Annotated in this window: 23 protein-coding genes; 18 read left to right on the top strand and 5 right to left on the bottom strand. The window is 49.9% G+C overall.

The genetic code is table 11. The annotated features are described in order from the left end of the window. Positions 1-8: 8 nt before the first annotated feature. The 6 genes from rsmH to NQ502_RS04640 all read left to right on the top strand — a co-directional run bounded on the left by rsmH (position 9) and on the right by NQ502_RS04640 (position 7,032). Positions 9-1,058 carry a 16S rRNA (cytosine(1402)-N(4))-methyltransferase RsmH gene (gene rsmH, locus NQ502_RS04665; RefSeq protein WP_028529673.1) on the top strand — a complete coding sequence of 350 codons (1,050 nt, stop codon included), beginning with the start codon at positions 9-11 and terminating at the stop codon, positions 1,056-1,058. Positions 1,059-1,084: 26 nt separating this feature from the next. After that, a complete protein-coding gene (locus tag NQ502_RS04660; protein ID WP_148511957.1) occupies positions 1,085-1,972 on the top strand; it encodes a DMT family transporter in 888 nt (295 codons plus the stop codon). A 98-nt stretch (positions 1,973-2,070) separates the two neighbouring features. After that, on the top strand, positions 2,071-2,898 hold the full coding sequence (locus NQ502_RS04655) for a formamidopyrimidine-DNA glycosylase (RefSeq protein WP_028529672.1): 828 nt from the start codon (positions 2,071-2,073) through the stop codon (positions 2,896-2,898). Positions 2,899-2,952: 54 nt separating this feature from the next. Further along, positions 2,953-3,732 (top strand): 4Fe-4S binding protein, encoded by a 780-nt coding sequence (locus NQ502_RS04650; protein ID WP_028529671.1) that lies wholly within the window; start codon positions 2,953-2,955, stop codon positions 3,730-3,732. 108 nt (positions 3,733-3,840) lie between these two features. Then, positions 3,841-6,099: an EAL domain-containing protein gene (locus NQ502_RS04645; protein WP_028529670.1), complete on the top strand. Its 2,259-nt coding sequence runs from the start codon at positions 3,841-3,843 to the stop codon at positions 6,097-6,099. A gap of 54 nt (positions 6,100-6,153) precedes the next feature. Next, positions 6,154-7,032, top strand: coding sequence for a helix-turn-helix domain-containing protein (locus NQ502_RS04640; protein ID WP_028529669.1), 879 nt, complete (start codon positions 6,154-6,156; stop codon positions 7,030-7,032). 125 nt (positions 7,033-7,157) lie between these two features. Here the strand turns inward: NQ502_RS04640 and NQ502_RS04635 are convergent, their stop codons facing one another. Continuing rightward, complete coding sequence (locus NQ502_RS04635; protein WP_049898357.1) at positions 7,158-8,411, bottom strand: S1C family serine protease; 1,254 nt, start codon at positions 8,409-8,411, stop codon at positions 7,158-7,160. Positions 8,412-8,624: 213 nt separating this feature from the next. Here NQ502_RS04635 and NQ502_RS04630 point away from each other — a divergent pair, with 213 nt between their 5' ends. Beyond that, complete coding sequence (locus NQ502_RS04630) at positions 8,625-10,037, top strand: amidophosphoribosyltransferase (RefSeq protein ID WP_028529668.1); 1,413 nt, start codon at positions 8,625-8,627, stop codon at positions 10,035-10,037. Between the two features lie 41 nt (positions 10,038-10,078). On the opposite strand, the gene NQ502_RS04625 is transcribed toward NQ502_RS04630, so the two are convergent. The 3 genes from NQ502_RS04625 to brnQ form a co-directional block, all read right to left on the bottom strand. Continuing rightward, positions 10,079-11,230 carry a glycosyl hydrolase family 18 protein gene (locus NQ502_RS04625; RefSeq protein ID WP_028529667.1) on the bottom strand — a complete coding sequence of 384 codons (1,152 nt, stop codon included), beginning with the start codon at positions 11,228-11,230 and terminating at the stop codon, positions 10,079-10,081. 10 nt (positions 11,231-11,240) lie between these two features. Further along, positions 11,241-12,065 carry a delta-lactam-biosynthetic de-N-acetylase gene (gene pdaA / locus NQ502_RS04620; RefSeq protein WP_028529666.1) on the bottom strand — a complete coding sequence of 275 codons (825 nt, stop codon included), beginning with the start codon at positions 12,063-12,065 and terminating at the stop codon, positions 11,241-11,243. Positions 12,066-12,130: 65 nt separating this feature from the next. After that, positions 12,131-13,480 carry a branched-chain amino acid transport system II carrier protein gene (gene brnQ, locus NQ502_RS04615; RefSeq protein ID WP_028529665.1) on the bottom strand — a complete coding sequence of 450 codons (1,350 nt, stop codon included), beginning with the start codon at positions 13,478-13,480 and terminating at the stop codon, positions 12,131-12,133. A 415-nt stretch (positions 13,481-13,895) separates the two neighbouring features. On the opposite strand from brnQ, the gene NQ502_RS04610 reads away from it, so the two are divergent. Further along, complete coding sequence (locus NQ502_RS04610; protein WP_028529664.1) at positions 13,896-15,101, top strand: MFS transporter; 1,206 nt, start codon at positions 13,896-13,898, stop codon at positions 15,099-15,101. A 3-nt stretch (positions 15,102-15,104) separates the two neighbouring features. Here the strand turns inward: NQ502_RS04610 and NQ502_RS04605 are convergent, their stop codons facing one another. Continuing rightward, positions 15,105-16,472: an MATE family efflux transporter gene (locus NQ502_RS04605; protein WP_242830290.1), complete on the bottom strand. Its 1,368-nt coding sequence runs from the start codon at positions 16,470-16,472 to the stop codon at positions 15,105-15,107. Between the two features lie 243 nt (positions 16,473-16,715). Between NQ502_RS04605 and NQ502_RS04600 the strand changes: the two genes are divergently transcribed. The 10 genes from NQ502_RS04600 (at position 16,716) to NQ502_RS04550 (ending at position 26,884) form a co-directional block, all read left to right on the top strand. Then, the gene (locus tag NQ502_RS04600) at positions 16,716-17,471 is read left to right on the top strand and encodes a MerR family transcriptional regulator (RefSeq protein WP_028529662.1); all 756 of its coding nucleotides are present in this window, start codon (positions 16,716-16,718) and stop codon (positions 17,469-17,471) included. A 123-nt stretch (positions 17,472-17,594) separates the two neighbouring features. After that, on the top strand, positions 17,595-18,116 hold the full coding sequence (locus NQ502_RS04595) for an RNA polymerase sigma factor (RefSeq protein ID WP_044983489.1): 522 nt from the start codon (positions 17,595-17,597) through the stop codon (positions 18,114-18,116). Between the two features lie 19 nt (positions 18,117-18,135). Further along, the gene (locus NQ502_RS04590; RefSeq protein ID WP_028529661.1) at positions 18,136-19,338 is read left to right on the top strand and encodes a DUF4179 domain-containing protein; all 1,203 of its coding nucleotides are present in this window, start codon (positions 18,136-18,138) and stop codon (positions 19,336-19,338) included. Between the two features lie 277 nt (positions 19,339-19,615). Next, on the top strand, positions 19,616-20,236 hold the full coding sequence (locus NQ502_RS04585) for an NUDIX hydrolase N-terminal domain-containing protein (RefSeq protein WP_028529660.1): 621 nt from the start codon (positions 19,616-19,618) through the stop codon (positions 20,234-20,236). Positions 20,237-20,253: 17 nt separating this feature from the next. Then, on the top strand, positions 20,254-21,606 hold the full coding sequence (locus NQ502_RS19455; protein WP_083963452.1) for an HAD-IA family hydrolase: 1,353 nt from the start codon (positions 20,254-20,256) through the stop codon (positions 21,604-21,606). 12 nt (positions 21,607-21,618) lie between these two features. Beyond that, entirely contained in the window at positions 21,619-21,969 is a 351-nt protein-coding gene (locus tag NQ502_RS04570) for an arsenate reductase family protein (RefSeq protein ID WP_028529659.1), read from the top strand. A gap of 70 nt (positions 21,970-22,039) precedes the next feature. Then, a complete protein-coding gene (locus NQ502_RS04565; protein ID WP_049898355.1) occupies positions 22,040-22,879 on the top strand; it encodes a M15 family metallopeptidase in 840 nt (279 codons plus the stop codon). A 2-nt stretch (positions 22,880-22,881) separates the two neighbouring features. Continuing rightward, positions 22,882-24,993, top strand: coding sequence for a penicillin-binding transpeptidase domain-containing protein (locus tag NQ502_RS04560; protein ID WP_028529658.1), 2,112 nt, complete (start codon positions 22,882-22,884; stop codon positions 24,991-24,993). 221 nt (positions 24,994-25,214) lie between these two features. Then, positions 25,215-26,546, top strand: coding sequence for a magnesium transporter (mgtE, locus tag NQ502_RS04555; protein ID WP_028529657.1), 1,332 nt, complete (start codon positions 25,215-25,217; stop codon positions 26,544-26,546). A gap of 62 nt (positions 26,547-26,608) precedes the next feature. Further along, positions 26,609-26,884, top strand: a complete 276-nt coding sequence (locus NQ502_RS04550) for a metal-sensing transcriptional repressor (RefSeq protein ID WP_028529656.1) — start codon at positions 26,609-26,611, stop codon at positions 26,882-26,884. Positions 26,885-26,886 lie beyond the last annotated feature (2 nt).

Raw genomic sequence — 26,886 nt, 5'->3', positions numbered from 1 at the left:
GGAGATCGATGGATAATCAGGAGAACAGGCATCAGCGGAGGATCCGTTACAAGGGGACACATCCCAGGTCATATAAAGAGAAATATAAGGAACTTCAGCCGGAGAAATACCCGGAGACTGTGGATCATGTGATACAGAAAGGCAGCACTCCGGTCGGCATGCACATCTCCATATGTGTGAATGAAATATTAGAGTTTCTTCAGATCAGGCCGGGGCAGACGGGGCTTGATGTGACGCTGGGATACGGAGGACATACACAGGAAATGCTGAAGTGCCTGCAGGGGGAAGGCCACATGTATGCCTTGGATGTGGATGCTGTCGAATCTGCCAGGACCCGCAGGCGGCTTGCGGACCTTGGTTACGGGGAAGAGATCCTGACGATCAGGCATTTGAATTTTGCAGATATTGACCAGGTGGCATCAGAGGCGGGATCTTTTGACTTTGTGCTGGCGGATCTGGGAGTATCCTCCATGCAGATTGATAATCCGGACAGAGGTTTCTCTTATAAACAGGAAGGTCCGCTGGATCTGAGACTGGATTCTCAGCGGGGGATATCGGCTGCAGAGCGTTTGAAGAAGATATCGAGGGAAGAACTGCGGGGAATGCTGATCGAAAATGCAGATGAACCGTATGCCGAAGAAATCTCAAGGGCTGTGATCTCGGCAAGGAAAAAAGGCGCGGATATTTCCACCACGACTCAGTTGAGACAGATCATTGAAAATGCGCTTGGCACTGTTAAGGCTGATGACAGGAAAGAGGCAATTAAAAAATCCTGCCAGAGGACATTTCAGGCGCTCCGCATTGATGTCAACAGTGAATATGAGGTGTTATATGAATTTCTGGAAAAGCTGCCGGATGCCCTGGCAAAAGGCGGGCGTGTTGCCATACTGACATTCCATTCGGGGGAAGACCGGATCGTGAAAAAATCTTTCAGACAGCTGCAGCGCGAAGGGGTCTACAGTGAAGTTGCGGATGAGGTGATCCGCCCGTCAGCGGAGGAATGCCTCCGAAATCCCCGTGCGCGTTCAACGAAGATGAGGTGGGCAATCAGGGCGTAAAGAAAACTACAGGGGAGGAAACGGCGGTGACACCACAACTGAAAAATATTCTGGCAATGTCAGCATTCGGGACGCTTGCCATTTTTGTACGCAATATATCGCTTAGTTCGATGGAGACAGCCTTCTGGCGCGGTGTTATAGCCCTGGCGGTCCTCTGGCTGATCCGAAAGATATTTTACAGGAATACAAAAGCTGCTCTCGCACGGAGGGAGAGAGGACTTTTGTTTCTCTGCGGCATGGCGGTAGGGCTTAACTGGGCGTTGCTGTTCATGGCTTATGAGCATACCAGTGTAGCGGTTGCGACGCTCGCCTACTATTTTGCGCCGGTGATTGTCATTGTTCTGGCTCCGATTCTGTTTAAGGAGAAGATGACATGGTTTCAGCTTGTGTGCTTTGTGATGGCAACGCTTGGGCTCGTTCTTGTGATCGGTGCAGGCGGGCAGGGGGCGGATGGGAACTTTGCCGGCGTTCTCTTCGGACTGGGGGCAGCCGTGTTTTATGCAAGCGTGGTATTGATGAACAAGACGGTAAAGGACGTCGGAGGCCTGGACCGTACCCTGATACAGTTTGAGGGGGCTGTTGTGCTTCTGCTCGTCATTCTGCTGATTCGGGGAGGATTTCAGATTCAGAACACATCTCTCGTGAGCATCGCAAACCTGCTGACCGTGGGGATACTGCACACCGGTCTTTGTTACTGGCTGTATTTTTCTTCCATTAAAGACATGCCCGGACAGCAGACTGCAATCCTCAGCTATATTGACCCGTTCGTTGCCATTCTGGTGTCCGTATTTGTCTTCAGAGAATCGATACGCCCTGCGCAGGCGGCCGGTGCGGCCTTGATTCTGGGCTTTACATGCCTCTATGAAATTGGCAAAGTGCGGCGGGAGAATGAAATACGTGAGGAACATGTATAGATCCCGGACCATCCATCACGACAAACATGACATATGGTGTCAGCTTATAAATGTTATGATGAGATGAGACACAAAATATCGGGAGAGGAGACCATAAAATGCTGGAAATACCGGAGAGTTTAACAATTGCAAGACAACTGAATGATACGGTTATGGGCAAGCGGATCACTGAAGTCGAGACGGAGCACACAAAACACGGTTTCGCATGGTACACGAAGACGCCGCAGGAGTACCAACATATTATGGAAGGAAAGACGGTGGGGGAAACCTGTGGAATCGGCAGTATGGTGGAAATGACGCTGGATGAATACCGGTTCGTGGCCGGGGACGGCACGAACCTCAGATTCTATCCGGCGGGAGAAAAACTGCCCGCAAAGTATCAGATGCGGATCACCTTTGCGGATGACAGTTCTCTGCTTTGCACAGTGCAGATGTATGGGGTTATGTCACTGTTTCAGCCGGAAACGTATGACAACTTTTACTATCAGGTGGCAAAAGAAAAACCGATGCCGTGTACCGATGCGTTTGACCCTGCATATTTTCGTTCACTCCGCGACGAGGCAGGCGAAAACATTTCGATGAAGACTTTTCTTGCAACGAATCAGAGGATTCCGGGATTGGGAAATGGAGTACTTCAGGATATCCTGCTGGAATCGGGGCTGCATCCAAAACAGAAAATCGGAAGGCTTCAAAATTCCGATTGGAAGAGGGTATATGGGGCTGTCACGGGGATACTCCAGAAGATGATTGAAGCCGGAGGCAGGGATACGGAAAAGGATCTTTACGGCGAAAGCGGCGGTTATTGTACCAGATTAAGTAAGAAAACAGCAGGAAAACCGTGTCCGTACTGTGGAACTGCCATACAGAAGGCAACTTATCTGGGAGGGACTGTTTATTTCTGTCCCGAGTGCCAGAAAATGCGTTAATCATCATGGGAATTAGTGGAATTAGATTACAAATGTGAAAAGGGGTTGGTAAGAATGAAAAAAGTAACCGCAGTGTATTTCAGTCCGACAAAAGGAACACAGGCGTATGTGACAGAGATTGCCAGGCGGCTGTCAGCAAAGGTCTGCACCATTGATCTGACAGTGCCCGAAAACCGTAGCAGGGAATATACCTTTGGCCCCGATGATGTGGTGATCTTCGGAGCACCGGTCTATGCCGGACGGCTTCCGCAGATAGAGGGCGGGATTTTTGAGAAAATCAAAGGTTGCGATACTCCGGCAGTGTTCAATGTAAGCTATGGCAACCGCGAATTTGACGATGCGCTCCTGGAGGAAAAAGAAATCTGTGAAGCCAACGGGTTCATCGGTATTGCCGCAGGCGCCTGGCTGGCGCCTCATACATTCTCGGACCGTATTGCCGCCGGCCGCCCGGACGATTCTGATCTGCGGGCGGTGGATGAATTTGCCGCCGGGATTCTGGAAATCATGAAGCGGGGAGACTGGAAAAAGGGAGAGCTAAAAGTTCCCGGGAACCATCCATACCGGGATACCATGGTGATGCCGTTTTGTCCTGCGGGCGATGAGACGTGTACAGAATGCGGGAAATGTGTACAGGTTTGTCCGGTCGGTGCCGTGTCACGGGAAAATCCGAGGGAGACGGATGCCGGAAAGTGTATCGACTGTCTGGCCTGCGTGAAAAATTGCCCGGAGCATTCCCGGAAGGTATACGGACCGCAGTTTGAAGCGCTGAAAGAGAGACTTGAACATAATCTGCTGTCAGTGCGGAAAGAACCGGCGACATTTAAGATTAAATAGGCGTATCGGATTGGAGCGATGACCCCGCCGGCATGGGTATTGAACATTCAGAGACCTTCGTGTATGATAAGAATGTAACTATATTGCAATGCGGATGAGGGCAGAGAATTGGACAAAACGAACATAAAAAAGCAGGTTCTGGTTTCCGGAATCCTGGTGGTGGTTATCAGTGCCATTCTCATTGGAATCAGTGTGATAACCTATACCAGTATCCAGAAGGCACAGCGCCAGGAAGCCAAGCAGTATCTGGATGAGATTGTGACACAGTATAAGAATATCATTACTGCACAGCTGGACGGGAACTTTCAGACGTTGGAAGCACTCTCTGCGTTTATCGGGCAGACGGATTCTTTTGATCTCGAGAAGGCACTGTCCTATCTGGAAGTGGAGAGCAGCCGAAGCGGTTTCTTCTCCATAGGTTTTGTCACGCCGGAAAAAACAGGATACTTTATCTATTCGCGTGGCAGCAGACGGTATGGGCAGGACGTCAGCCGTGAAACTTTCCTGGACCGGGCACTCAGCGGGGAGTGTGCTGTCTCAGAGAAGATGATCGATGAATATACGGGGAATGATATTATCTGCTATGGGGTTCCGGTCTACCATGACGAGCAGATCGTCGGAGTTCTCACCGCCTCCATGCTGACTTCTTCATTTTCCAACATCATCGAACAGGAGATTTTCGGCGGGAAGGCGTTTGCACACATTATTGACCGAAACGGAGACTTTATCATCCGGTCCAGCCATGTGGTGATTCAGGAACAGCTTGACAATATATTTGATATGGGGGATATTCAGGAGACAACCAAACAGGAAGTATTAAATAATCTCATGGATGGAGAGACCTCTTTTACCGTATTTGAGTATCGCGGCGAACATTACTGGGTCACCATCATGCCGGTGGGAATCAATGACTGGCAGCTGTTCTGCCTGGTACCTCAGGATTTTCTGAACCACAACTTTGATACGCTGATCACGGTCTTTCTCGGGGTGATGGTCTGCATCATCGTGATGTTCAGTATCCTGTTCATCTATATCAACCGGCTGATTCGAAAAAGCCAGGAGAGTATGCGCAAGCTCGCCTATACGGACTTGCTGACGGGAGCGGGGAACCGCAATCAGTTCATCACCGGGGTGCCCGGACTGCTGGGAGGCACGCAGGAGTATGCGATGGTTCTTATGAATATCAGCGGATTTAAATTCATCAACGAGTTTTACGGATACGGAAAAGGGGATGAACTGCTGAAGCATATTGCCGCAGTTCTTGCAAATGCGGCGGGAAAAGATGAGCTGTATTATCGCGACAGCGCGGACCGTTTCGGGATGCTTTTGAAATATCCGGGGAAAGAAGCCCTGACCGGGCGTTTGGAGCAGATACGGAAACGGATCAATAGTTTTAAACTCAGTCAAAACCAGAGTTATCATATCATCACCAACTGGGGTGTTAAAATTATTGACGGTTACAATTTTTCACTACATGCGGATCTGGATACCATAATGAACCGCGCGATGCTGGCACTGAACAGCGTGAAGGGAAACGATGAGAAGCCAATTGCTTTTTACGATGAGAAACTGCATCAGCAGGCCAGTAAAAAGAGTGAAATCGAGAGCAGGATGCATGATGCGCTTGACAGCAGAGAGTTTGTGATGGTGCTGCAGCCTAAGTATGACCTGAAAACGATGGAGGTCATCAGTGCAGAGTCCCTGGTGCGCTGGCATGCAAAGGACGGCACGGTTTATTATCCGGATGAATTTATTTCTGTATTCGAGCAGAATGGGTTTATCACCAACCTGGATATGTATATGCTGGAGGAGGTCTGCCGCTGTCTTTCCCGATGGAAGGAGGCTGGGTATGGGACGGTGCCGGTATCGGTGAACCAGTCGCGGCTGTTTTTCTATGATGAGGAGTATCTGGAGCGGTTTCATAAGATTGTAGACCGCTATCATCTGGAACCTTCTCAGATTATACTGGAGGTGACGGAGAGCGTTTCCATGAACAACCTGGAACAGATTAAACATGTGATCCGTCAGCTTCATAAGATTGGTTTCACTGTCTCCATGGATGACTTTGGAAGCGGATATTCCTCGCTCAATACACTGAAAGAGCTCGATATCGATGAAGTGAAACTGGATAAAGAGTTTTTATCTGAACAGTCGGATTCCACGCGCGGGGAAGCCATCATACGCAACATGATTCAGCTCGCAAAGGATCTGTCCATTGTAACAGTTGCCGAGGGCATTGAGACCCGCAGCCAGATGGAGTTTCTGAGATCAATATCCTGTGATATCGGACAGGGGTATTATTTTGCCAGGCCAATGCCGGTCGATCAATTTGAGGAACTGGTTTTCGGGAGACAACAGCAAATTTAGTCGAGAATTTTTTTGGCGGAGACGATACAATGCCGATATAGGGTGGTGAGAGAGATGCAGGAACAGATAGAAGCAGTACAGAGGATGCAGGATTTTATTGATGCCCATCTGTATGAGGATATTAAAATGGCAGACCTGGCAAAAGCGGCGTGTTATTCTCCGTGGCATTCCTACCGTCTGTTTATCCGGTGGACGAATCTGACGCCTTCCGATTATATCCGGAGACACAGGCTGTCAAAATCGGCACTTAAGCTGCGCGATGAAAAAGTGAAAGTTGCAGACATAGCATTTGAGCTTGGATTCGGCAGTGTTGACGGATATCAGCGGGCTTTTTTTCGGGAATTTGGATGCAATCCCCGGGCGTACGCAGAACATCCGGTTCCGATCTGCCTGTTCATCCCCTATGGCGTAAAATATCAGACCGTCAAAAGGAGGAAGACAATGGAAAGCGTAAAACATGTATTTATTCAGCTTGTAGACAAGCCGGTAAGAGAAGTCATCATAAAACGTGGTGTCAATGCGAAGGACTACTTTGCATACTGCGATGAGGTTGGATGTGATGTCTGGGGGATCCTGAGCAGCATCCGGTCGATCAGTGGTGAACCGGTATGCCTGTGGCTGCCCGATGATTACCGCAGGCCCGGAACTTCGGAGTATGTACAGGGTGTAGAACTGGCTCCGGGATGTGCGGGCGAAGTTCCCGAGGGGTTTGAAGTGATAGAGCTGCCGGCAGCAAAATATCTGATGTTTCAGGGCGAGCCCTTTGAGGAGGAGTATTACTGTGAGGCGATTGAGCAGGTGCAGCATGCAATGGAGACGTACGAGCCCTCTGTGACGGGATACGCCTGGGATGATTCCAATCCCCGCATACAGCTCGAACCGATCGGCACGAGGGGCTATATTGAGCTGCGTGCAGTTAAAGCCATAAACTGAGAGACTGTGTGAGTGAGATCCCGGATTCTCCCGCATAAATAAGTACAAAAAATCCCCGCCGGAGATTTCAATGCTGTCAGGCACTGACTCCGGCGGGGGTGTTTTTCTTTCATGCCGTCGTGTTCCTATCTCTGAACGGTATCTACAGAATTTGAATCCTGAGCGGAAGACCCCAGGGTTACGGAAATAGTCTGTTCCTCATACGTACCGCTGTCATTGACCTGCACTGTAAGGTCTACTGTCTCTCCTGCGGCATAATACTGCAGGGTGTGTTTCAGTTCTTCAATCCCGGAAATACTCTTGCCGTCAAAACCGGTGATGACCATTCCCTGGCGAATACCCGCCAGTCCCGCAGGACTCTCGGCGGTGACGGAGGATACATAGACGCCGGTGGGAATATTATATGCGGCAGACGTCTCGCTGTCCACGTCCTGTCCGGAAATTCCCAGATAGGAGTTGTTCTCTGCAGAGACTTTTTCACGAGTCTGCTGATTCATCAGTTCCTGGATAATTGGCGATGCCGTTGCAGTCGGGATCGCATAACCCATGCCTTCCACTTCCGTCGAGGCAAATTTGGCAGAGTTGATGCCGATAAGTTCACCATTCATATTGACAAGGGCGCCGCCGCTGTTGCCCGGATTGATCGCCGCGTCGGTCTGGATCAGTGCTGGAGAGTTCTCATTATCGTCGATCTTGCGGTCCAGTGCGCTGACGATACCGGTTGTTACGGACTGCCCGTAGCCGAGCGCGTTGCCGATAGCGACTACCTGTTCGCCGACGGACAGGGAATCTGAATCGCCGATGGCGGCCACTTTGATCTGGGACATGGTATCCCCGGAAATCTGATCCAGAGGAACTGCAATCACAGCCAGATCGTTATCGGCGTCTGTGCCCTTTACGGAAGCAGAGTAGACACTGTTGTCGACGAAACATACGGATAAGGTGTCGGCACTGTCAACCACGTGGTTATTGGTAGCGATCAGCAGTTCGCTGTCATTTTGTCCGATGATAATACCGGAACCGCGGCTTTCTACTTCCTGTGTCTGAATGCCGCCTCCGGTGCCGAACATTCCGAAGTAATCCTGTACTTCCTGAACGGATTTATTGGTGATCGCCACGACGGACGGCATTACATTGGAGGCGATCTCAGAAACATCCATGCTTCCTGCCGGTGTAGAGTCCGAACCGGCTGTATTCAGGCGGGCGACTTTGGTATCATCTGTGTTTTCCGAGGAAGCCGTTTCGGATGGCGAACCGGCGGCTGTCAGGGCATTGACACCCTGAAATGCAAATGCGGCAGTTCCGCCGAAGAGTACGGCGCTCAGTACAATGCCTCCCAGTTTTCTTGAAATTCTTTTTATATTGTTTTTATTGGTCATAATCCCCACATCTCCTTTGCTTGTTTTCTCTTTTTGACTTTATACACAGTATAGAAAAAAAATGTGGTTAATTTGTTATGAAAATAAGGAGAATGTGTAGAAAAAGTGTGGTTAAAATGTGTTCATCCCTTTACCGGACAGATACAGTTATGGTAAAGTAGTAATAGAAAACAATACATAACAAACATATAGCAGAAAAAGGAGAAATCATTTATGGGAGGATTTTTTGGAGTCGCTTCGAAAACAGGCTGTACATTGGAACTGTTTTACGGTGTGGACTATCACTCACATCTGGGAACCAGAAGAGGTGGAATGGCAACATGCGGGGAGCGTGGATTCCAGCGCGCGATTCATAACATTGAAAATTCACCTTTCCGGACGAAGTTTGAGCGTGATGTAGATGAGATGGAAGGTAATCTGGGAATCGGATGTATCTCCGATTACGAGCCGCAGCCGCTGCTGGTGCAGTCGCACCTCGGAAGCTTCGCCATCGCAACAGTTGGAAAAATCAACAACATGGATGAGTTGCTGAAATATGTATATGAGAATGGGAATACACATTTTCAGGAGATGAGCGGCGGACAGGTCAATGCGACAGAACTGGTGGCAGCACTGATCTGCAAAAAAGAAACGATCACAGAGGGCATTCGCTATGTACAGGAAATTGTGGACGGTTCCATGACGATACTGCTGATGACGAAAGAAGGACTGTATGCGGCGCGTGACCGCTACGGAAGGACGCCGATGGTCATCGGCAAAAAGGATGGTGCTCACTGTGTTTCCTTTGAAAGTTTCGCATACATCAATCTCGGGTACAGCGACTGCAAGGAACTGGGTCCGGCAGAGATCGTCTTTATCACACCGGATGAGATAAAGACATTAAGTGAACCGGGAGACGAGATGCGGATCTGTTCCTTCCTGTGGGTATATTACGGGTACCCGACTTCCTCCTACGAAGGTGTCAATGTTGAAGAAATGCGCTACAATTGCGGCAGTATGCTGGCGAAAAGAGACAGCGGGACCGTGGACCCGGATATTATTGCAGGTGTTCCAGACTCGGGGATAGCGCATGCGATCGGCTACGCCAACGAATCCAAGATCCCATATGCACGTCCTTTCATTAAATATACACCGACATGGCCGCGGTCGTTCATGCCGCAGAATCAGGATCAGAGGAATCTGATAGCCAGAATGAAACTCATTCCCGTAAAGGCGTTGATTCAGAACAAGAAACTTCTTCTGATCGATGATTCCATCGTGAGAGGGACACAGCTTCGGGAGACAACGGACTTCCTGTACCAGAGCGGGGCAAAGGAAGTACATATCCGTCCAGCCTGCCCGCCGCTTATGTACGGCTGTAAATATCTGAACTTCTCGCGCTCAAAATCCGAACTTGATCTGATCACGAGACGCATCATTAAGGACAGGGAAGGCGATCAGGTCTCTCAGGAGATTCTGGACGAATACGCAGATCCGTCCAGCCGCCGCTATGAGCAGATGCTGGAGGTGATCAGAAAAGAGCAGAATTTCACGTCATTGCGCTACCACAGGCTGGATGACCTGGAGGAATCAATTGGAATTTCTCCGTGTAAACTTTGTACGTACTGCTTCAATGGAAAAGAATAAACAGACAGCGAATTTATGAATAGCGGGGACACTTGATATTATCAGGTGCCCCCGCTTCTTTTATTTATCGTGTACATATCGTCCATCAACAGCCAGTTTGCCCGCCACCACTGCATAATCTGCCAGTATCCCGCTCCTCTTAAGCCGTATTCCTGAATCAGCCCGAGCTTTGCCCGGATACTGCGCGCATCCTCAAACCACACTTCATGTGTGATGCCTTCATTTTCATAATAAAAGTAGGGGGACTGGGCAGTCTCGTCAAATTGGATGACGGCATTGTAGCGGACTGCCAGCCGTACGGCTTCGACATTGCCGATGGTGGTTGCTGCTGTCTCACCCCGCACGAACGGCAGAGGCCAGTCATATCCGTAGTTTGGAATCCCAAGATCGATTTTTCCGGGGGCGATTTCCGTGACGGCATAATCAACAACGCGGCGTACCATGGAAAGGGGGGCCACCGCCATCGGAGGACCGTAGGTATATCCCCATTCGTAGGTCATCAAAAGAACATGATCGGCAATCGCTCCGAGCGCCGGATAATCTTTTCCCTGATATAAAAGACCCTGCTGGTCTGCGGAAGTCTTTGGAGCGAGAGCTACTGAGACCGGGTAGCCAAGGGGAGAGAGGGTATCGACGGTACGGGAGACAAATTCCGTAAAGGCATCGCGGTCTTCTGCCTTTATATACTCAAAGTCAATATCAAGTCCGCCGTAGCCGAGGGTCTCCATTGTCTCGATCAGCTGATTTAGCAGTTGTTCCTGAACGGTGAAATTATTGACGAGGGAGGAGATCAGTTCGTTATTAAAACGACCGTCGGGTCCAAGGGGAGTCAGCACCAAAACCGGCCGGGTGCGGGCAGCTTCCGCGGCATCCAGCATCCACTCTTCTGAAAGCAGCGGGGGAACTAAATTCCCATCAGAGGTAAAGCCGTAAGAGAAGATGGACAGGTCTGTCAGGTATGGAAGCGTCTCCTGAAGAACCCAGGGGCTGATAAAGGGGTAAGCATATCCGTTTACTGATACGGAGCGCAGACGCTGAGGCGGCGCTCCATCCTGCAGCAGCAGGGACTGCCCGACAGCGAGCTGGTAAGGATATACCAGCTGATTGTCAAAAATAATGGATGCGACCGGAACCTGGAAGGCGGATGCTATGGTATCTACGGTGTCACCTGGTGAAACGACATATATCTGCATTGGCTGGCACCTACGCTTTCAGCTGATCCAGAGATTTAAAAGTGTAACCCATCTCTTCCCACTTAGTGAGAAGTTCATCCAGTATTTCTGCATTGGTACTGGAGGTACTGTGGAGCAGGACGACAGCGCCGGGATGAATGCGGCCCAGAAGCTTGTCGAAAGCCTCCTCTCTGGTCGGCTGATTATCCTGGTACCAGTCGACGTAGGCCAGGCTCCAGAAGAAAGTCTGATATCCGAGTTCCTGAGCCATTTTCAGGTTACTCTCGCTGTATTTGCCCTGTGGAGGCCTGTAATATTTAGTCATCGGTTTGCCGACAGTCTCCTGATAAAGAGTCTCGAGCTCAGTCAGCTCTTTGGAAAATGCCTCTTTTGTGGATATCTGTGACATATCCGGGTGGTGGTACGTATGGTTGCCAACCGTATGGCCTTCTTCTACCATCCTTTTTACGAGATCAGGACTGCTTGTGAGATAGTTTCCGACGATGAAGAATGTCGCAGGTGCGTTATGTTTTTTCAGTGCATCAAGGATAGCCGGCGTATTTCCATTTTCGAAGCCGGCATCAAACGTTATGTACAGCACTTTTTCTGTTGTGTCTTCTGCGTAGTAGGCGTCGAACTGTTTCAGCTCTTCCATACTGGCATTGGCGACGGGAGGCTGGCCTTCCTCCTGGAAACTGAGTCCCCAGTTACCGTCTGCGGATGCAGTGACAGCTTCCGAGTGGAAGATGGTCTGTTTCGTATGATCTACGATTCTCGCCGCGAGCCTGCCTGCAAAAAATGTGGCTGCCATCAGAAATGTAAGGCCGAGAATTTTCCTGTAATTAATGTTAGCCATGAGATACCTGCAGATTTCCTTTTACTGTAAATCTATGTCAGCAGAAAATATTTATGCTACCAGGGTCAGGATACCTGTTTTCTCCTGTTGATGATAAGGCCTGTGAAAAGCCCCAGAATAGCCGGAAGCAGCCAGCCCATTCCGAGATCAAACAGTGGAAGCCACTGCCGGGCGGCCGAGATGAGAAAGCCTGTGTGAAGCAGGCTCTGCAGCTGTTCCGGAAGTGCGGCGATAAAATCAAGCAGTGCAGCAGCAAACGTAAATACGGTTACGCTGGCGTAGACACAGCGGGCATTTCCAAAAATACGGCCGAACAGACACAGAAGAATCAAAGTGATCGCGAGCGGATAGAGCAGCATCAGTACAGGAAGAGAATACCGGATGATCAGATCCAGGCCGAGATTAGCGATCAGAAAGGACAGGCAGGAAAAGGCGGCTGCCCAGCCGCGGTAGCTAAGCTTTCCCGGAAACAGCAGAACGAAGGTCTCGCTGCAGCTCGTGATGAGACCGATGGAAGTCTTCAGGCAGGCGAAGGTTACCGTGAGCGCAAGAATCACGGCGCCTGCCGTCCCGTAGTAGTGCCGGGCAATAAACGTGAGCACTTCCCCGCCGTTGCCGCATAACGGAGAGAGACCGCGGCTCTGTGTGCCCGCGATGGTGACAATGAGATAGATCGCCGCCATGATCAAAGAGCTTAAAACGCCTGCTTTCACAGTACAGCGGGCAACATTGCCCGGTTGTTTCACGCCGAGTCCCCTGATGACATTGACGACGATGATGCCGAATGCCAGGCCGGCAAGCGCATCCATCGTATTGTACCCCTCCAGGAAACCGTTAAAGAATGCGCCGGATGAATAGCCCGCTTCCGGTATGATGCTGCTGACATTTCCGGACGGCCGGCATAATGCCGTAAGCATCAGAACACCGAGGAAGATCAGGAATAAAGGATTCAGTACTTTTCCGACCCAGGTCAGGATTTCTCCGGGACGAAGCGAAAAGTACAGAACAATTCCAAAAAAGACGAGTGAAAATACCGCCAGTGGGACGGCACTTCCAGAGCCCTGAGATAACAGCGGGTCAATGCCAACGGCAAACGGAACGGTGGCGCATCTCGGAATTGCAAAAAAGGGGCCGATCGTCAGGTAAAGCGCACAGGTAAAAAAGACACCGTACCGCCTGCCGATACGCTGGCTCATCTCCGTCAGTCCGCTGCAGCGGCTGTTTCCCAGTGCAATCACACCCAGCAGGGGAAGTCCGACTCCGGTGATCAGGAAGCCGGCGATGGCGGGCCAGACATTCCTTCCGGCCATCTGTCCCATCAGCGCGGGAAAGATCAGATTTCCTGCCCCAAAAAAAAGACCGAACAGCATACTCGCGATTGTCAGATATTGTCTGAAGTTTAATTTTTCTTTCATCACATGTCTCCCGGATATTTTACTCTATTATAACACTTTGACAGAATTCTTACTATGAAGTGTTTGGTATTTCAATAAAATATATGTATACTGCTTGACAGACATAGCCCTGTTTGCTATGATGAGGTCGTTATTACAACAATTCATAAAAATTCAGGGAGGTGTCTTGATGTTTGTAATCCGTTTTAGATAAGCAGGTGGTGAAAAATCGGTTCTTTCATGAAAAGAGCTGTTTTGTCATGCTTATTTTTACGGGTTGACAGGGACATCAGACATTTCAGGCGGTTTTGTACCGTCTGTGTTCCATTACCGTATTGCAGGCAAAATCTCTTTTGATGGTGTGCCTGCATTTTTTATTGCCTCGAGGGTCAAAAATGAGGAGACTGATGATTAAGTAAAATGTAGGAGAAATAAAATGGAACAATTAAAATGGAAACAGAAATTCATGACTGTGGCAATTGGACAGACCGTATCGTTAGTTGGAAGTTCTGCAGTCCAGTTTGCCCTGATCTGGTGGATTGCCAGTGAGACGCAGTCACCCCTGATGCTGGGTATGTCCGGGATGGTGGCGTATCTGCCGATTATTCTGCTCAGCCCGCTCGCAGGCGTCCTTGCTGATCGTGTGAACAGAAAGCTGATCTGCATCTCAGCGGATATGTTTATTGGTCTGGCGGCAGCAGTGTTTGCAGTTATGATGTGGAAGTTTGAACTTCCGGTATGGTCGGCGCTTCTCGTCCTGCTGGTGAGGGGGATTGGAAGTACGTTTCACCAGCCGTCTATTCAGGCGATCATACCGCAGATCGTTCCGCCCGGGGAGCTGGTGCGGGCGAATGGATGGTCGCAGTTTATGCAGTCAGGAGCCTTCATGCTGGGACCGGTTATCGGCGCGGCGCTTTATGCGGCATGTCCGCTTCCGGTAGTCCTGCTGAGTGATCTGGTCGGGGCTGCCGCGGCGAGTGGTCTGCTGGCGGTTGTGAAAATCCCTGAGGTGCCCCAGGAACATGAAAAGAAGAAAAAGAAATTTCTGCGGGAGTTCAAAGAAGGAATCGATGTCTTTTTTGAGGACAGAAGACTGCTTGTGCTGATCATCGCGGAGACTGTCTGCATGGTTTTTTTCCTGCCGCTGGCATCGTTCTATCCGCTGATGACAAGCAGTTATTTCAGAGGGAGTGCATGGCATGCAAGTGCTGTGGAGCTTTCATTCGCAGTCGGCATGATGGCTGCTGCCGTGTTGTTCGGCAGTGTGCTCAGGGTTCAGAATAAAATACGAATGTCATATATCGGGCTGCTCGGAATCGGGATTTCATCCGCTGCCTGTGGAGTACTTCCTCCGGCAATGCGGTTTTTCTGGGTGTTTGTGGTCTCATGCGGATTTATGGGGGCGTTTGGCAATATCCATACGATACCGTTTATGGCCTATATGCAGGAAAACATAGATGCGCTGAAGATGGGCCGGGCATTTTCAGTAGTCGGCATCGTCAATTCGCTGGCGATGCCTGTCGGACTGCTGATCGGAGGACCGGTGGCCGAAAAAATCGGGGTAAATCTGTGGTTTTTGGTCACCGGGCTCATATGCATCATCGTCACTGCCATCAGTATGGGGATCGAGAGAAAGCAATGACAATTAAAGCGCACGCATCAGTTTTACGGCGTGACAGGAAAGCGGGATCGCGAGCGCAAAGGTCAGGATATCGGCAGCGGGCTGTGCGAATTCGATGCCTGTCAGCCCTGCGGAAGCCGACAGCAGGGGGAGGAGGGGCAGAAAAAAGACACCCTGCCTTCCCATGGCGAGCACACTCGCGGGCAGAGTTTTTCCGATATTCTGCAGCATCATGTTTGCCATGATGATCAGCCCGGTCAGCGGAAACGACAGGCACTGGTAACGCAGCGCACGGCTTCCGATGGCGATCAGCAGCGGGTCACCGCTGCGGAACAGCGAGATCAGGCCGGGAGCCAGTATGAATCCGGCGACGGAGAGCAGTACCAGGATGACCGTGGAAACCTTAACGCAGAACCAGAAGGCTTTGACGACCCGCTCGTATAGTCCGGCGCCATAGCTGAAGCCGCAGACAGGCTGAAAGCCCTGACCGAAACCGATCATGGCCGAACCCGCGAAGGTGGTGATCCTGGACACGATGGAAAACGCCGCGATGGCTGAGTCGCCGTATCCCTTCACTGCCCAGTTTAAAGCGATCACCGCAACGCTTGCGATTCCCTGACGGCAGAGTGACGGGAGCCCGCACCGCACGATCTCCCCGAACTGCCAGATGTGAGGGGACAGGTTTTTCAGACTGATTGAAATATTTCCTTTCTGCGCACATCCCCCCAAAAGGAGAAGCCAGCTGATAAACTGACTGATGATCGTGGCGAGTGCGGCGCCCCCGACTCCCATGCCGAGCTTAAAGATAAAAACTGGATCCAATGCGATATTGAGTACTGCGCCGAATGTGATACCTACCATGGCAATCTGGGCGCTGCCCTGAAGCCGAAGCTGATTGTTCATCACGAGTGACGACATCATAAACGGTGTGCCGAGCAGCAGCCAGCGCAGATAACTGTTGGTATATGGAAGGGCAGTTTCGGTTGCCCCCAGCATTCTGGAGAGCGGGGTGGTGAAGAGCAGTCCAAGTACCATGATCAGTGTACCGACTGCGATCGGAAGAAAGAAACCGGTGGCAGCCATATTTTTTGCCTTATCATATTCTTTCTTGCCAAGTGAGCGTGAGATAAAATTGCCGGATCCGTGTCCGAAAAAGAATCCGATGGCCTGAATCAGCGCCATAAAGGAAAAGGCGACACCCACGGCTGCAGACGACTCGGTATTGTCAAGATGGCCGACATAGATTGTATCCACCATGTTGTAAAAGGACGAGATCAGCATGCTGATGATCGTCGGTACTGCCATTCTGGGAATGATTTTCTGAATCGGCATCTGTGTCATTCGTATAAATTTTTCGTTTCGTTTCTGTTCGTCAATTTCCTGGAGTTCCAAGCGCAATTCCCCCTTTTCGTTGATACCAGGTCCTGATATCGCAACAGTACAGACAGGAGGTCTTCCCGCTGTCTTAACTGTTACTATTATCATATTATATGAAGCCGTGAAAATCGTCAAATAAATACTTGACTTTGACGCTGCGGAAACCTCTATACTTAATTTACGGCAGGAGGCAGCGGGGGAAACTTTCCGCCCATCCATGATGTGAACCGCAGCAGATGCGGCACGGGAGGTAATGATATGGAGTACAGTATTAAAGAATTATCGAAAATGGCAGGTGTAAGTGCACGTACCCTGCGATATTATGATGAAATCGGCCTGCTAAAGCCTCTGCGGACAAGCGATGCCGGTTACCGGTTCTACGGTCCCGGGGAGCTTGACCTGCTGCAGCAGATCCTGTTTTACAGGCAGCGGGGATTCTGCCTCGAAAAGATTGCAGATGTTCTGTATAACCATGATTTCGATGTCATGAGGGCCCTGAATGAGCATCTGGAGGATCTGAAACGCCAGAGGATGAGTATTGAAAGCGTGATATCTGCCGTGGAACGCACGATAGCGTCTATGAAAGGAGAAATAACGATGAGTGATCATGAAAAATTTGAGGTATTGAAACAGGATATGGTAGAAAAAAATGAAAAAGAATACGGCCGGGAAGTCCGGGAGAGATATGGGGATCAGCAGGTGAACGAGTATAACCGGAAAATGCTGCAGATGACACCTGAGGATTACGAACAGTTTCAGAAACTGGAGCAGGAGATCACGGACGGACTGAAAGAAGCAGTCCGTGAAGGTGCGGGATATGACAGTGAAAAAGGGCGCCGGATCGTTCTGCTGCACAGGGAGTGGATCGAGATGACGACTCCCGGATATACGAGTCAGATGCACAAAGGACTCGCTGAGATGTACGTGGCTGATGAGCGGTTTTGCATGTATTATGATAAAGAAATACCGGGATGTGCCGAGTTTCTGAAAAACGCCATCGTACACTGGGCATAAAAATGAGCTGCCAAATATCATTTCGATGCAACGAAACGTGTGCCTGGTCTATCTAATAAGTGTAAGGCGGTTGAAAACGCACTACAGGATAAACTGCCCCGGCCGGGCGATACGGAGGTTAATATGACATTACGGGTAAAGCGTGCCCAACGCGGAGATGCGGATGCATTCGTTGAGTTAATGGAGGAACATAAAAAGGCGATGGAACGTGTCGCATTTGGCTTCTTTAAAAGTGAGGAAGACGTAGCCGATGTGATGCAGCAGACGGTGTTGGATGCATTTGAACATCTAAAAGAATTAAAGAATGCAAAGTATTTCAAAACATGGCTGATACGGATTCTTATTAATAACTGCAACAGGATGTACAACAGTTACCAGAGGAGTCTTGTGATGGAAGAAGTACCGGTAAGCGGAGTCTGGGAGGATGATTTTGCGGGTCAGGAGTTTCGGGATATGATCAGCAGTCTTCCTGAGGACAGCAGACTTATTTTTCAGCTGTATTACGGCGAGGAATTTACGACAAAAGAGATTGCGCTGATTATGGAGATGAAGGAGAATACGGTAAAAAGCAGGCTTCATCGGGGGAAAGAGATCATCCGGCAGGAGTTGCAGGCAGAGGGAACCGTCAGGGCTTTTACACGTTAGAAATGGAGGCAGCAGTTATATGAAATATTCAGAAGAAGATATGAAAAGAGTATTGGGACAGGAACCGGCGGAATCGACAGTGATCGACCGCAGCATGGAGGAGGCTTATCAGAAAATAAGATCAGCAGAATCAGGGAAAGTAAAGCGGCCTTTCAGAAAAGTGCTGACAGGCATCACCGGAACGGCAGCGGTGGCGGCAATCGCATGTGCAGTCTTTGTCAGCAACCCGGTTCTGGCAGAAAAAATTCCGCTGATCGGGCACATTTTCCAGACTGTGGAGGAGGATGTGACGTATAAAGGCGATTACAGCAGCCATGCTGAGAGCCTGGTCCCTGAAGGGGCTGAGGAGGACAGTGAGTATGTTCAGACATCAAACGGCATTACGGTGACTGTTTCGGAGGCATACTATGACAGTATGGCGCTGTATCTGGCAGTCAGCATCCAAAATGAAGAGGGCTTCCCAGATGATTTCATACGTACAAGTAACATGGAGGGCTATCAGCTGGATTATGACAGACTGGAGCTGATGACTTCCGTGGGATTCGATTTTTCCGAGGCGGGACTCGGCGTTGTCGAATGCAGTCCGGAAAACGGGATGGCGACGCCGTATTATATCGAGGGACAGTTCGAGGACAATCAGACGTTTGCGGGCATCATCCGTATGGATCTGGAGTATCTTGCAGACGGCGCCGGCGGTTACATGGAAGTGCCGGATCAGTTTGGCTACACGCTTCGGATCTCGGACATATATGCAGACCTGTCGACCGCTTCCACGACGCAGACAGTCAACGACCCGGATAACCCTGGCGAGACGCTCACCATTCCGGTTACGGACCAGAAGCATTACGAGGGGGAATGGGAATTTAACTTTGATGTCGTGCTGGATAATTCCGCGACCACGACAGTCACAGTCGATGAGACGAATGAAGAGGGCGTGGGAATCTCTGAGGTCACAAGAACCGCATACGAGATAAAGGCAGATGCGATCATTCCGGAAGGTGCAAGTCCGGCAGACTATATCGTAGCAATCTGTGATGCAGACGGGAAACTGCTGGAATCTCAGGGAGACATCGTGGAAGTCTATTCCACGCACGGGCGTGACACCAGCAAAGTAAGCGTTTATGTGGTCGACTATATCACATATATGGATGAGTGTAAGGGAGATAATGCACACCTGCTTCCGGAAAAAGCACTGTATCAGACGGAGATAGAATTTTCGTAACTGTTCAGGACGGCGCATCTTCTTGACCGAAAAAGTCGGTCAAGAAGCATCGGATGTTCATCCGATGCAGGAATTAGTGCAGAAAGCGACTTACAAGCAAGCTTGACGCAGCTTTCTGCACCAATTTCCACGCCGTCCTGAACTGTTACAAATTTTCATAAAGATATAACTGGTGAGGGAACCCGGGTTCAATGTGAACTCGGGTTCTTTACTTTTTTCTCCGGTATTGTTATGATGGAAAGGTAAAAACTCAGAGAAAGAAAGCGGGCTATTATTTATGAAAGAAGACAAGCGCTGGATCGAATGGGTCAGAGAGCTGCAGTTTCTGGCACAGTGTGGTCTGGCCTACTCCAAAAATGAGTTTGATATCGGGCGGTTTCAAAGGATACGGGAGATCGCAGCGGAGATGGCGGGTGCGGGGAGCGGATTGCCTCCTGAACAGGTGAGGGATCTGTTCTGCGGTGAAACCGGATATCAGACTCCGAAACTCGAGACGCGGGCGGCTGTCTTTGAGGACGGAAAGATACTGCTTGTGAGGGAGAAGAACGGAAAATGGTCGCTCCCGGGCGGATGGGTCGATGTGGACCAGTCTGTCGCCAGCAATGCAGTCAAAGAGGCAAGAGAAGAGGCGGGACTTGAGGTCCGTGCGGTAAGGCTCATTGCCATACAGGACAGGAGAAAACATAATCTCCCCGAATACATACACGGTGTCTGCAAAGTGTTTGTGCTGTGTGAGGCCATGGGCGGCGAGTTTCAGGAAAATATGGAAACCACGGAGAGCCGGTTCTTCGGCCTGAGTGAGATCCCCAAGCTGGCGGAGGAAAAAAATAACATGGATCAGATAAGAATGTGTTTTGCTGCCGCTGCTGATCCGCAGTGGAACGTACTGTTTGATTAAAAAAGAGGAAAAAGTCCATGGAGAGAACTATTGATTTAAAAGAAATATCTGACGGGAGGCTGTATGGTCCCAATGATATGGTTAAAGCTGACTGCGGGGACTGTGAAGGATGCTCGGCATGCTGCCGGGGGATGGGAACCTCAATCGTGCTGGATCCCCTTGATATTTACCGAATGTTCGCGGGATTGAACGTGTCATTTGAAGGAATGATCGATCAGGTGATTGAGTTAAATGTTGTGGACGGAGTGATTCTGCCGAACCTGAAAATGGACGGCGATGAGGAGGCATGCGTCTTCCTGGATGACGGGGGAAGATGCAGAATCCATGCATTCCGGCCGGGGATCTGCCGGATCTTTCCGCTGGGAAGAATCTATGAGAACAATGCTTTTCAGTATTTCCTTCAGGTCAGGGAGTGTAAAAAGGAAAACAGGGGAAAGGTAAAAGTCAAAAAATGGATCGACACCCCTGATGTGAAAAAAAATGAACAGTTTATCACAGACTGGCATTATTATCTGAAGGAGCAGCAGGAAAATGTAAAACAAGCAAAAGATCAGGAAATGATCAGGGAGGTCAGCCTGTATGTGCTGCGGGAATTTTATCTCAGAGCCTATCATACATCAGAGGATTTCTATGAGCAGTTCTATGAACGTCTGAAAAAAAGCCGGACAGGAAGGAGTACCAGGATGAAGGGATATATCTTTGATTTTAATGGAACACTGATCTTTGACTCGGCGTTCAATGAGGCGGCATGGAGAAAGCTGGTCAGGGATAAGGGCGGAAAAGAGATATCAGACGAAGCGTTTCTAAAATTTGTGCACGGAAAAAGCAATGACATCATTCTGGAATATTTTTTCGGAAGAAAGTTCTCGAAGGATGAGGCGGAACGGCTGGGCGAGGAGAAGGAAGTGATCTACCGAAACATGTGCCTGGCGCAGGGTGAGAACTTCAGGATGGCAGATGGGGCGGAGGAGATGTTTGCCAAAATGAAGCAAAGGAATATTCCATATGCGGTGGCCACCAGCTCCCATCGCCCGAATGTTGACTTTTATTTCAAGACGCTGCATCTGGAACGGTGGTTTAGTCATGAGAACTTCATCTATCATGACGGAACATTCCCTGGAAAACCTGCACCGGATATCTATCTCCGGGCGGCAGCACGCATACAGTGTGCTCCGGCCGCGTGTGTTGTGGTTGAAGACGCTCCGGCGGGAATTCTGGCGGCCCAAAATGCCGGGATCCCTGAGATTATAGGGATCGGAGAGGGAAAAGAGGGAAGAGAACTGCTGCGCAGAGAATGGGATATTCCCGTCATAGCAGACTATCGGAGCGTAGACTTTAATGAGAACGGCGAGCTTTTATTCGCAGACTGAAAGGAGAAAACAATGCTTTTATTGTGTTATTCAAAATGCAGTACCTGTAAAAAGGCAAAAAAATGGCTGGACGATCATGGAATTTCTTATGAGGACAGAGAGATCAAAACGGAGAATCCTACTGTGGAAGAACTGAAATCCTGGCATGAGGCAAGTGGTCTGCCGCTGAAACGATTTTTCAATACAAGCGGGATGTTATATAAAGACATGAAACTAAAAGATAAACTTCCCGCAATGAGCGAGGAAGAGCAATATCAGCTGCTGGCAACGGACGGAATGCTGGTGAAACGGCCGCTGGTCATCAACGGCCAGACGGTGCTTGCAGGCTTTAAGGAAGCGGAGTGGGAGAAGGCTCTGCTGTAGAAGACGCGTCATATGATTCTGATACGCCGGACAATCCTGGGGGGACAGTAACGGAGGTGCGAAACAGAGGATGAAAAAACGGGCGGGACGAAACGGAGGCATCCGTTCCCTGGTTTTGAGTACGGCAGTTCTTGTGACTGTGTATCTCATGCATAATCTTGCCGATGCGGGATATATAACAAGCGCATCTGCATGGACGGCATACCTGGAAGAGACGTTTGGTGAGGGGCCTGCGGATACAGAGCCGGCGGATGAGAAATCGGAGCCTGAAGCGGATAAGGAGACCGCTGAAACAGAATCCACAGAAAAGACGGATGATACAGAGCCTGCAGGGGCGGTTGATAAGAATGACTGGAAACTGATTCTGCTGAATGCAGATCATCCGATACCGGATGATTATGAGCTGCTGCTGGCGGATCTGGGTGATGGCCAGCAATTTGACATGCGGGCGGTGGGAGCGCTGCAGGGCATGCTCGATGCGGCCAGAGCACAGGGGCTCTCCCCGGTGGTATGTTCTGCTTACCGGTCAGAGGAGAGGCAGGAAGAACTGTTCGAGGAGCAGGTACTTTATCACATGGAGAAAGAAGGCATGAGTCAGGAGGAGGCAGAGATTGAGGCGCGCAGGCATGTCTCATACGCCAGACACAGTGAGCACGGGCTGGGGCTTGCGGCCGACATTGTCTCCGAAGATCATCAGGTGCTTGAGGAGGAGCAGGAAGGGACGCCGGAATATCAGTGGCTGCTCGCAAACTGTGCAGACTACGGTTTTATCCTTCGGTATCCGAAAGATAAAACAGATATAACCGGTGTGATCTATGAACCGTGGCATTTCAGATATGTGGGCAAATATGCGGCATATGAGATCATGAGCCGCGGAATTACACTTGAGGAGTATTTAGAGGAGCAGTAATTATGAAGGGCAGGAAATTGAGAAAAGGGGTGCTTGCCGGCATGATATGCGGTCTGGCAATCGCACTCATCGCTGGAGCGGCACTGTTGTATCTGAGGGGAAAACGTGCTGACAGACAGCCGGATGTGCTGCTGGCACAGTACATGGAATATCTCGGGAAGGGAGATTACAGCTTCATGTACGGGATGTTGGATGCGGAAAGCCGGGAACGTGTCGGGAAAGAAGAATTTCTCGAGCGGCATCAGAATATTTATGATGGGATCGAAGCTAATAATTTTCAGACCGAGGTAACCGGCATGGAAAAGACCGGCAAGGCGGAGACAACGGTCTCCTACCATACGAAAATGGACAGTGTCGCCGGCGGGATCAGTTTCGACCATCAGGCGGTTTTCATCAGAGACAAAGAAAAGGGATATGCACTCTCCTGGAATGACAGTATGATTTTTCCGCAGCTGACACGCTCCGATAAGATCAGGGTATCCACGGATGCAGCTGCCAGGGGGAAAGTGCTTGACAGGAACGGAAAAATGCTTGCCGGTCCCGGAACGGCGTCTTCCGTCGGACTCGTTCCCGGTAAAATGAGTGAGAATCGGGATGCGGATATAGAAAGACTGGCAGGGCTTCTGGACGTTACGGCGGAGAGTATTGAAAAGAAACTGGAAGCGTCCTGGGTAACGGACGACTCGATGGTGCCGGTCAAAAATATAGAAAAACTTGAAGATACGGAGCTGATGACGGACGAACCGAGTGAGTCAGCACAGCAAAAGGCTGCTCTTCTGGAACAATTGCTGGAGATACCGGGGGTGATGGTGACAGACGTTTCCGTGCGTACCTATCCATATGGAGAAGCCGCGTCACATCTGACCGGATATGTGCAGAATGTAACGGCGGAGGATCTGGAGGAACATAAGGGGGAAGGATACAGCAGCAGCAGCGTCATCGGACGCAGCGGGATGGAAGGACTGTATGAGAAGGAGCTGAAGGGAACGGATGGAAAGAAAATTGCCGTGGTGGATGAGAATGGGGAAGAAGTATCTGTTCTTGCCTCTGTGCCGAAGCAGGATGGCGAGGACATTACCCTGACGATCGATGCACAGCTGCAGCAGCTTCTGTATACGCAGTTTGCGGAAGACGAGAGCTGTTCTGTCGCGATGAACCCCTATACCGGTGAGGTTCTGGCACTCGTCAGTACCCCTTCTTTTGACAGCAACGACTTTATTCTCGGTATGTCATCCGAGCAGTGGGATCTGCTGAACAATGACGAGACGAAGCCGATGTATAACCGGTTCCGGCAGTCATGGTGCCCGGGATCATCTCTGAAGCCGGTGATCGCATCCATAGGACTTACGAAGGGGGCATTCACCGCCGGAGAGGATTTCGGACGATCAGGGCTTAGCTGGCAGAAAGATGCCGGATGGGGTGACTATTATGTTACGACACTGCATGACTATGAGCCGGCGACACTTGAAAATGCACTGATTTATTCAGACAATATTTATTTTGCGAAGGCGGCGCTGAAGATTGGGGCAGACGGCCTGGAGAGCGCATTTGACACGCTTGGGTTTGGGCAGGAGCTTCCGTTTGAAATTAAAATGAGCCAGTCCCAGTATGCAAATGAAGGCGGGATTGATACGGAGATTCAGCTGGCGGACAGCGGTTACGGCCAGGGAGAGATGCTTGTGAATCCGCTGCATATGGCTGCGCTATATACAGCATTTGTCAATGAGGGAGATGTCATAAAACCGTATCTGCGGTATCAGGAGGACATTCAGCCGGAGACCTGGATAACGCAGGCGTTTGACCGTGATGCGGCGAATACCGTGAAATCGGCTCTTGAACAGGTGGTGAACTCTCCGGATGGAACCGGATACGCAGCGCACCGCGAGGATATCCGACTTGCAGGGAAGACAGGTACCGCGGAGATTAAGACGGCAAAAGATGACCAAACCGGAACCGAACTTGGCTGGTTTGCTGTGTTTACTGCAGAACCGGACGCAGAACAGCCGCTGCTTCTTATCAGCATGGCGGAGGATGTAAAGGAACGGCACGGAAGCACGTATGTGGTGGAAAAAGACAAAGCCGTGCTGGAAGCATATCTGACTTCTTCGCATTAAGATCCGGTGAAAAATAAAAGCCGGGAGATGGGCGGGCGCAATAAATGCGGCCGCCCATTGACACATAACCGGGAAGAGGCTAAAATATAGAGGAATTAAAGGCAGCTCATCAACTACGGCATTGATGAGCTTATTCACTTATATGGAAAGGCAGGTGAGTGCAATGGATGCTGGCGCCAGTTATCGATCGTGTATGATTTCATGGAAAAGGAGAAGAAAAAATGAACAGAGAGATTTTTATGGAACTCTTACGGCAGAGAGAATTCAAAGCTGTGAGAAGCGTTTTGAATGTCATGAACGCAGTGGATATTGCCTCACTGCTGTCAGAGCTGGAGGATAAGGAACTTACGATTACCTTTCGTCTGATTCCCAAAGAAAAAGCTGCGGATGTGTTCAGCAATATGAACCATTCGATGCAGACGTATCTCATTGAGATGCTGACGGAGAAAGAGCTGAGGGAAATTCTGGATGATCTTTATATGGATGATACCGTGGACATTCTGGAAGACCTTCCGGCGAACCTGGTGACCCGTATTCTGGATACGGTGACGGTTCAGAAAAGGAGTCTGATCAATCAGCTTCTGAATTATCCTGAGGACAGTGCAGGAAGCATCATGACGACGGAGTATGTGGATTTGAGGAAACATACGACGGTTGCACAGGCGATGGCTCATATTAAACAGGTGGGGATTCACAGGGAAACGATCTATACATGTTATGTCCTGGAGAAAAGGAAGCTCATTGGAATTGTAACGGCAAAAGACCTGATGACCTCGGAAGATGATATGCTGATTGAAAATCTGATGGAGACAGAGATCATATCTGTGAGCACTCATGATGACCAGGAGGAGGTTGCCAGGCTTTTTGCCAAATACGATCTGCTGGCGATTCCGGTTGTTGACAAGGATGATTTCATGGTCGGGATCGTTACGGTAGACGATGCAATGGACGTTATGGAAGACGAGGCGACAGAGGATATCACAAAGATGGCGGCGATGAATCCAAGTGAGCGGACATATTTTGAGACATCGGTTTTCGCACATGCCAAAAACAGGATCGTGTGGCTGCTGGTGCTTATGATCTCGTCTACCCTGACGGGCGCGATCATTACGAGATATGAGAACGCATTTGCTGCAATTCCGCTCCTTGTCTCGTTTATCCCCATGCTGATGGATACCGGGGGGAACTGCGGATCTCAGAGTTCTACGCTGATCATCCGCGGGATCGCACTTCATGAGATTGAGTTTAAGGATATTTTCAGAGTGATGTTTAAAGAGCTGAGGATCTCGCTGATGGTGAGTGTTGTGCTTGCAGCAGCCAATGCAGTGAGGATCATGCTGGTGTATCATGATGTACAGATGGCTCTTGTGGTTGGGTTGTCCCTGATTGCGACTGTCATTATCTCAAAGCTGATCGGGTGTGTACTGCCGCTTCTTGCCGGAAAGATACACCTTGATCCTGCGATCATGGCTGCACCGCTGATCACGACAATTGTAGATACCTGCTCTGTGATAGCGTATTTTTCGATTGCAACGAGAGTATTTTCTCTGTAAAGAGAAAGTCTGTACAGATTTAAATTGGCAACAACAGTTTAAATATGAATAGGAGGATATGGATGAGACAGTGTATGGATTCAGAGAATCTGCACCGGAGACTGAAGAAAATAGTCGGACAGATACAGGCGATTGACAGAATGATCGATGAGGACATACCGTGTGAAGACATTCTTATGCAGATCAATGCAGCAAAATCGGCATTGCACAAGGCCGGTCAGGTGGTACTGGAGGGGCATCTGCAGCATTGTGTGCGTGACGGCATTGAACATGGGGATGTGGAGAAGACGATAGCCAGCTTCGCGAAGGCCGTGGAACGGTTTTCAAATATGATATGAAC

Origin of the sequence: Ruminococcus gauvreauii, from assembly GCF_025151995.1 — a bacterium.
In the GTDB taxonomy this organism is placed as follows: Bacteria; Bacillota; Clostridia; order Lachnospirales; family Lachnospiraceae; genus Ruminococcus_G; species Ruminococcus_G gauvreauii.
This window is presented reverse-complemented; position numbering and strand designations above follow the sequence as displayed.